Annotated in this window: 8 protein-coding genes and 1 pseudogene; 4 read left to right on the top strand and 5 right to left on the bottom strand. The window is 42.9% G+C overall.

Translation table 11 applies throughout. The features are described from left to right. The first annotated feature begins 146 nt into the window (after window positions 1-146). A complete protein-coding gene (locus COW20_06670) occupies window positions 147-701 on the top strand; it encodes a hypothetical protein (GenBank protein ID PIW49177.1) in 555 nt (184 codons plus the stop codon). Between the two features lie 335 nt (window positions 702-1,036). Here the strand turns inward: COW20_06670 and COW20_06675 are convergent, their stop codons facing one another. From COW20_06675 to COW20_06685, 3 genes are all read right to left on the bottom strand, one after another. After that, window positions 1,037-1,951 carry a nucleotidyl transferase AbiEii/AbiGii toxin family protein gene (locus tag COW20_06675; protein PIW49178.1) on the bottom strand — a complete coding sequence of 305 codons (915 nt, stop codon included), beginning with the start codon at window positions 1,949-1,951 and terminating at the stop codon, window positions 1,037-1,039. Beyond that, complete coding sequence (locus COW20_06680; protein PIW49179.1) at window positions 1,948-2,559, bottom strand: transcriptional regulator; 612 nt, start codon at window positions 2,557-2,559, stop codon at window positions 1,948-1,950. The genes COW20_06675 and COW20_06680 overlap by 4 nt, the downstream gene beginning before the upstream one ends. 130 nt (window positions 2,560-2,689) lie before the next feature. Further along, complete coding sequence (locus tag COW20_06685) at window positions 2,690-3,016, bottom strand: hypothetical protein (protein ID PIW49180.1); 327 nt, start codon at window positions 3,014-3,016, stop codon at window positions 2,690-2,692. A 188-nt stretch (window positions 3,017-3,204) separates the two neighbouring features. On the opposite strand from COW20_06685, the gene COW20_06690 reads away from it, so the two are divergent. Further along, window positions 3,205-3,666: a DNA-binding protein gene (locus COW20_06690; GenBank protein ID PIW49181.1), complete on the top strand. Its 462-nt coding sequence runs from the start codon at window positions 3,205-3,207 to the stop codon at window positions 3,664-3,666. Continuing rightward, window positions 3,660-4,163, top strand: a complete 504-nt coding sequence (locus COW20_06695; protein ID PIW49182.1) for a PIN domain-containing protein — start codon at window positions 3,660-3,662, stop codon at window positions 4,161-4,163. The genes COW20_06690 and COW20_06695 overlap by 7 nt, the downstream gene beginning before the upstream one ends. Here COW20_06695 and COW20_06700 read toward each other — a convergent pair. Then, a complete protein-coding gene (locus COW20_06700) occupies window positions 4,129-4,539 on the bottom strand; it encodes a hypothetical protein (protein PIW49183.1) in 411 nt (136 codons plus the stop codon). The genes COW20_06695 and COW20_06700 overlap by 35 nt on opposite strands. Window positions 4,540-4,588: 49 nt before the next feature. Beyond that, entirely contained in the window at window positions 4,589-5,857 is a 1,269-nt protein-coding gene (locus COW20_06705) for a hypothetical protein (GenBank protein ID PIW49184.1), read from the bottom strand. A 150-nt stretch (window positions 5,858-6,007) separates the two neighbouring features. On the opposite strand from COW20_06705, the pseudogene COW20_06710 reads away from it, so the two are divergent. Beyond that, a pseudogene (locus COW20_06710) lies at window positions 6,008-7,204 on the top strand (IS256 family transposase). Window positions 7,205-7,304: the final 100 nt, after the last annotated feature.

The raw sequence follows: 7,304 nt of genomic DNA on the forward strand, positions 1-7,304 counted from the left end.
CCTTGGTTTTGCCTTTGGCGACAATCAAGACTGCTTTGTTGGATGTGGGAAAACTTTGAGGTTTTAAAGACTTTTCGATTACTTTTGTTTTTCAGAGATCTTAGCGCTTAAAATAAAGACACAGCAAAGTTAGAGGATTTTATGAAATGAGCAAAATCGGGGCTTTAGGATTCAGTCTGGGCTTGTTTTTGTTTTCATGTCAGCCTTTACCACAGGGAGCTAGATCAACGCCCACTGAATCCATCTCCCCATCAGTGCAACCCAGTGCTGCGCTAATTTTAGAAAGCATTGATGAAAAATCCTGTCATGAAGTAATCGAAATCGATAAAAATAACTACCATTACAAATCATTTGAGCGATCTAAAGTGGGAGAAATTATGCCTTTGATGACTGTTTTTAAGAATTGTAGTTTTAAAGACGAAGATATAGCAACACATACATTTTCATACTTCAATAATAATAAGGGACAAACTTTTATATTTTCAAAAATAACTGAAGAACAGTCAAAACCCGTGAGAACAACAGCCTCGCCCTCTTACTGTGGTTTTTATTTTGTAACGGGTCAAACAGATATCTCTTTGATAGCTGAAACTGAACTCAAAAATGGAGAAAAAATCAAAAGTTTACCATTTACACTCCATTTAGATTCCGATCATGTAAAATACTGCGAAACTCCCGGCAATCCTATGATTAAATACTAGTGTCAGTCACCTATCCGCGGATAAAGGTGACTTTACTCGATTGAATGGACAGACCATTAAACAACATTTCGTTGCTCAAACTGACCTTTTCCCCCAAATTGGCCCCCCCTGAAAAAGGTGGTCGCACACAAACTGTCCGAAAGTAAGAAAGCCTTTTGAGCCCTGATATGAACGGAACACTATCAGTACTCAGATCAATTCCGCAGTGGGTTTCACCTATGCGAAGACAAAAAGTGGTGACGCTTTAGGCAAAATATTAGTGTCCAGAACACAACAGGAAATTCGGGCTCGTTTTAAGCCTGACACATACCGAATATTGATGGGCAGAAGAGACTTCATTGTTTTTGCCAATTCCCTGTTTCTGGGTTCCATTCATGAACAGAATCAGATTTTAACTGTGTGGCTTCAAACAGAGGCCACCAAAAATTTTTGAGCTGTGTGAGTGTCTCTTGAAGTGAAATTTTGGATTTGACTTGAATTGTCTTTTGAAAAGCTTCCCACTGGGATAATTTACTTGAATCCTCATAAAAATCGGGGGTAAACATAATCGGTAAAGCGATCGGCATGGGTGTCCGGCGTCTTTCAAAAGTGAGTTGAATGGCTTCAAGCACACGCCCGGTTCCCCAAGTTTGTTTTGTTATCAGATACCACAGATCGTAAATATCTTTCATTCGGCTGGTTGTAAGCCCTCTGACATAGAGGGCATGGAACTTTTCCGCCAAGATGCTTTCGACAGGATAGGCTTGTATTTCGGGTAAGGGAAAACCGAGCAGAGGTTCAAATAAAACGGGTTGATAAGGTTTCAGTACAGCATCACCAAAACCGATATCTACCTGAAGAGTCAAGCGGGCGTTTTCTAAAAAGGCATTTAAGATGAGTCTTACACCCGGATAGTCTTGTTCTTCTTTAATTGTTTGTGTGCGAATATCTTCGGAGAAACGCAAACCATCTTCTGGAAAATCTAAGAGAGAAGCTTGGCTAAAAATCTTGACCAATCGCTCCACATTGGGATCTCCTTTTCCCAATAAATCGAGATCCCGTGTTTGACGATAAGGACTGTTTGAGAGAATTCCCAGCAATAGTCCCCCTTTAAGCAAGAAGTCTTCATCTGAGATGATACAACCCAGTCTGTATAAAAGCCTTTCAAAGGCATAGCGAAGCATTATTGCTTCAAAGGGTTCGGACTGCTTTTGAGCCAGAAGCAGCAAGCGAGCTTTTACAGATGCAGCTGGATTTTTAGTCCTTTTCATGCCAAGAGTACTTCCAGATAAGGCCGTATAACTTTTTCGACACGATTAATGGCGGCAAAGTGAGTCAGCTCTGCCAGTGAGAAACGCTGTTCTTGTAACCCCATTTTCAGGGCCTGAAGCACAGTTTCCATCCCCAAAACTGATCTGAATTTAAAGCAATCAGCTATGGTTTTTGCTGGGGAGTAGATGGCCAGCGGTACACCATCAATCTGATGATACTCAATGCCCTCTTTCAACGATCGGCCAGATAGATGAACATACCGCAAAGTCAGATTTTCCATTTGGGCATGGTAACGCCCAGGGTGAACCGCAACCCAAATTTGGTGTGGGATTTGAAGGGTTAGCTCATGAAAACTGAGAGCGGAAAGAAGACAGATAATACCATCGGGCAAGCGCTTGCCCACTTCAGCTAAACTTATCTGACTGGAAAAATCTTGATCTGCCCGCATATAAAGTCCCCGGTCCAAACGAATCAGAAGCCCCGACTTTTCAAGACGCCAGAGGTAATCTGGGGGTAACCCCTGTTTCGTTAGGTCACTTGGTCGGATCAAGCCTTGTTTTCGAGCTAGTTTGAGAACTTTTTGGGTGACAGACGTGGATTCAGGCATATAAATTAAACCCAGATATAAAATATATTTCTCTATGGATTATATTTATAATAATAGCATAAAAGCCAATCTGGGATTAAATAGGCCGTGAAAGATTATTTGTCATCGGACCTCAGCTTAACAGACGCTTTCACTTTTTCCCTGGTTTCCGTGGACGGCGGCGGATCTCTAAAAACCGCTTTTTTTCCTCGTTGGGGAGTGCGTCATAAAAGCTCTTGACCAACTCCATAAAAGGACGGGTTAAAAAGTTTTTGAGGTTGTATTGGTAAATGCGTGTGTTTCCAAGTTTTTCAGACACGAGAATACCCGCTCTCTCATAGCGTTCGAGCTGCTTTTGAACCTGACTCACGGAGATTTCAAAATCATGGGCAATGGCCGAAGCGTAGGTCTTCCCATAATGGTGTAAATGCAAAAATACCCGCATGGCAGTGGGGCTGCCTAAAATAGTGTCTAACATAGTCTTAGCATAAGGGAATTTGAGTTGATTTGTAAACCTACTTAATAGGTTGATTAACCTATTAAGTAGGTTTTATTTATTAATGTGACTCTCTTGGTTGTTAAAGTCATTTCGAATATTTCGATTAAAGTGTTATGATATGAACGAACAGCTATAAAGTAGCACTGTGAATATTGAGAGGGATGCGTATGATAGGTGCCCTTGCGGAACTGGTAAAGCCAACCGAAGCTGAGTCTCAACAGGCCAAAGAGACCAGTCGTCTCTTGGCTCGTCTCCTGCCTCAACACTCTGAAGATCTTCAACTTCAGGCAACGGACGTTCAGGGACAGAAACAAGCGATACTTTTGCCCGCCTCGGCTGTCAAACTCCTGGTTTTTCTGCTTGCTGAGATGGCTCAAGGCCATGCTGTTACACTGGTTCCCTATCATGCAGAATTGACGACTCAACAAGCAGCGGATTTTTTAAATGTTTCAAGGCCCTATCTGGTGAAACTTCTGGAGAGAGGCGAGATGCCCTTTCATAAAACAGGCAAGCATCGCCGAGTACGCTTTGAAGATCTTCTTGCTTATCAGCAGAGGTTGAGAGAGGCCCGCTCACAGGCTTTAGATCAGCTGACCGCTGAAGCTCAAGAGTTGGATCTCGGATACTGAAGTCAGTGGCCTTTTCGGTTCTCTTTGATGCCTGCGTTTTCTTCCCGGCCCCTCTGCGATATTTTTTGCTGACACTGGCGGAAACTGAACTGTTTCGCCCCAAATGGACTCAGCAGATTCATGATGAGTGGGTACGGAATTTACTTTTAAGTAGACCGGAACTCGATCCCGAGCGTCTGAAGCGGATCTATCATACCATGGACACCTTTTTCCCAGATTCTCTGATTGAAGGGTATGAAGACTTGATTTCCAGTCTGAGTCTTCTGGATGAAATTGACCGCCATGTCCTGGCCGCAGCGATTCGGGGTCGTAGTGAAATCATCGTGACTTTAAATCTGAAAGATTTTCCTGATGATTTTGTACTCAATACCATGGAACTGGGCATGGAATCTGTACTCATGGCGATTCGTAAACAGCGTGCTCGTCTCAAAAATCCCTTGATGCTCAATACCCACCTGAAAGCTAATGTTTATAAGATTGAGGGTATTGAGATGTAATACGTTGAATTTGCCAACGCCCACTTTTTAAGCGCAGATAAAAGAAAACATCTTCATGTTCCGCAGGAGATACGATGCTTTCGAATTTGGACTTCACAATTACTAAACCATTTTCAACACCGTCTATTTGTCGATGCAACTCTTTTGAGCAAACTAACTGGGACATGCCCTGATCTAATGTGTCATTGCCTTCCTGAATAAAAACCAAGGCTTTTTGCTCGCAGTTTTTTTCATTTTGTTGATTATGAATATCCCTAAGAAAATTCCCTACAGTCTCTAAAGCCGCAGCATATTTCTGCAAAAGTTGAGCATCGGGAGAGGAAAGGGTTCTGGTTTCTTTTATAAAAGTTTTTTCCAAATATTTGTAACCAAGCATTCCGCCCAACAGACATACCAGCAAGAGAGTAACCCAGTATCGTCTTTTATTATTCAGGAAAGTCACGCCGATTTTCAACTTGTGGCCCCTCAAAACGAGTAGGTAAAGGGGTTGTGGGATTTTTTAATAATTGAATACCAAATTCAGAGCCATAAGCATTCATCACAATGTCTTTTAAGGCCGAATTACCCTGTCGCTCATCAAAATGGGAAAGCTCATAACTGGCCCCCATGTAAGCAGAGAGGTCACGGGCTTGAGTTTCAGAGCCTGTTGTGCTGGACATGACGTTATATGCCAGATAAGCGTGTGACCAAAAATGCAGATTATTATCAGAAGTAAAATCTTGGGTATTTTGTTGTGCTTTGGGCACCATTCCACCGACACCGTGGTTCATAATAACAGAGTCTGGCGAATTACCCTGATTCAAAGCAATATACGCAGCCCTCATTTGGCCTAAAACACGATTGTGCTGTTCGTTGGCACCTGAACCTTGGCCAATATGTACAGAGTTCATCAAAGCGGCAATTGCCGTCAATGCATCTTTCTGAGGATTTTGAGAGCCGAACCCTTTTGCAAGGGTGACAGCGCTGCGAAATAACTGTTCTGGTGTACGAGAATAGCCCTTGTTAATAGAAGCGGTCAGATTGTCTAAAATCTGAAGCACCGGTTCCCGAGAAGAAGCATTAAACAAATTCCTGTACAATCCCGGCTTCACCATGCGAAGGTCATGTTCCGAGACCTTTTGGTTGGAGGCCTGGGCTTTTTTTGCAAGCTCTTCTGCTTGATCTGTGCCCATGGCCATAGCCATTAAATTACCTGTATTCAAAAAATCATTGGTAAAAGCAGGAAAGGCAGAAGCATAAGACTTATGGGCATCAGCATATTGGGCAACCAAAGATTGGCGTTCACGAACTGAAAGCTTTTGGTTATTGATACCATCCAAAAATGGCTGTAAATCTGGGTTGCTACGCACATTTTTGTCTACCACAGAGGCCGATGTCTGGCGGGGAATGACCTTTGCACGCAAATTATTTAAATAACTTTGTTGTACACCCTCAAATTGAAATTCATTGTTTACGGGTTGAAAATTTGCTTTTTCAAGATGGCTTAAATTGCTGTTACTGGCCTGTGCCGCAATGAATTTAAGCTCCTCTTCACTGACGATTCCATCTTTATTTGCAACTTGAACAAGTTGTAAAACTTCATTGTTAGTGGTTTTACGGGCTCCGTCTGTTACCTTGTTTTGAGCCAGCTCTTTGGCCTTAGCACGCAATTCAGGGCTAATCGTTTGTTGGGCATTCCGAATTTTATAGTCCACCTGGCATCCTCATCATCAGCAGTATGTCTTATTTTTATACCCCAAATCTGCATTATTATATCATTGGGGAGAGTGTAACATAAGTGGTGTAAACCTCCAGAGAAGCTAAAATAAAAAGAACCCTGAAGGAAAAAGATGTAAAGAAAAGAGCTGTTAAAAGAGTTGGCTTAATCCGGCGCAATCAAATCAATAGAAGACATTAACAGTCTGGTTAAAGACATCTACAAAGAGACACTTGAAACCATGCTGGAAGCGGAGTTAGAGTCAGAACCAGGCTATAGCAAGTACGATTATCGCAATAAAAAGACCCAGAATGCTCGTGACGGCAAGCGTACAAAGACAGTGCGTAGCTCTGCCGGAGAATTTGAGTTAGCCGTGCCACGTGATCGTAATGGTGAATTTGAGCCCGAAATCGTGCCCAAAGGCAGCCCAGATGTGGGCAATATAGAGGATAAAATTCTGGGCATGTACAGTCGTGGCCAGAGTAGTCGTGACATAGCTGATCAGATTGAGGAAATCTATGGCACCCGCTTGAGCGCTACGACAATTAGCCGGGTGACAGACAAGTTGTTGCCTGTGATTGAAACCTGGCAAAATCGCCCGCTGGAAGCCGTTTACCCTATCCTCTGGCTTGATGGCTTTGTACTCAAAATCCGTGGTGAGAACGGCGTTTCAAATCAGTGTGCGCATGTCATCATGGGCGTTAATATAGAAGGTTACAAAGAGGTGCTGGGCATCTGGGTCGGCAATTCTGAATCATCCAAATTCTGGCTGAGAGTCCTAACCGATTTGAAAAATAGAGGCGTTGAGGACATTCTGATCTGTACGGTAGATGGCCTCAGCGGCTTTCAGGACGCCATTGAAAGCGTTTACCCACAAACAGAAGTTCAACGCTGTGTTGTCCACCAGGTGCGTTATAGCTGCCGTTTTGCGCAGCATAAAGATCGCAAAGAGTTCTGCCAGGATATGAAGCGGATTTACACGGCTCCAACTGAAAAAGCAGGCATTGAAGCACTCGAACGTATGGCTGCAAAATGGCAGGCCAAATATGCTTATGCCGTCAAAAGTTGGTATGACAACTGGGATGCCTTGTCACGTATTTACCGCTATACACCTGAAATTCGGCGCTTAATCTACACCACAAATCCGATTGAGAGCCTAAATCGCCAGTTTTGCAAGGCAACAAAAACACGTACACAATTCCCCTCAGAACAAGCTGCCACCAAGGTTTTATACCTGACGGTCATTAAAATTGAGGAAAAATGGAAGATGAAGGTTCAGAACTGGGGACTCATTATTTTCCAGCTCGCTATTCATTTTGACGAGCGGATCAACAAGCATTTATGAGATTTTCGGATGGTTTACACCAAAGACTTGGCACTCACTACTTTGAAAACCAAATTGACAAGAATTCAAAATATATTGTACGCTTTGAATGAGTACATAT

The organism is bacterium (Candidatus Blackallbacteria) CG13_big_fil_rev_8_21_14_2_50_49_14, from assembly GCA_002783405.1.
In the GTDB taxonomy this organism is placed as follows: domain Bacteria; phylum Cyanobacteriota; class Sericytochromatia; order UBA7694; family UBA7694.

What these genes read in the sequence shown, in the direction of transcription:
- COW20_06670 (PIW49177.1), top strand. Translation starts at nt 147, where the DNA reads ATGAGCAAAATCGGGGCTTTAGGATTCAGTCTGGGCTTGTTTTTGTTT.
- COW20_06675 (PIW49178.1), bottom strand. Translation starts at nt 1,951, where the DNA reads ATGAAAAGGACTAAAAATCCAGCTGCATCTGTAAAAGCTCGCTTGCTG.
- COW20_06680 (PIW49179.1), bottom strand. Translation starts at nt 2,559, where the DNA reads ATGCCTGAATCCACGTCTGTCACCCAAAAAGTTCTCAAACTAGCTCGA.
- COW20_06685 (PIW49180.1), bottom strand. Translation starts at nt 3,016, where the DNA reads ATGTTAGACACTATTTTAGGCAGCCCCACTGCCATGCGGGTATTTTTG.
- COW20_06690 (PIW49181.1), top strand. Translation starts at nt 3,205, where the DNA reads ATGATAGGTGCCCTTGCGGAACTGGTAAAGCCAACCGAAGCTGAGTCT.
- COW20_06700 (PIW49183.1), bottom strand. Translation starts at nt 4,539, where the DNA reads ATGCTTGGTTACAAATATTTGGAAAAAACTTTTATAAAAGAAACCAGA.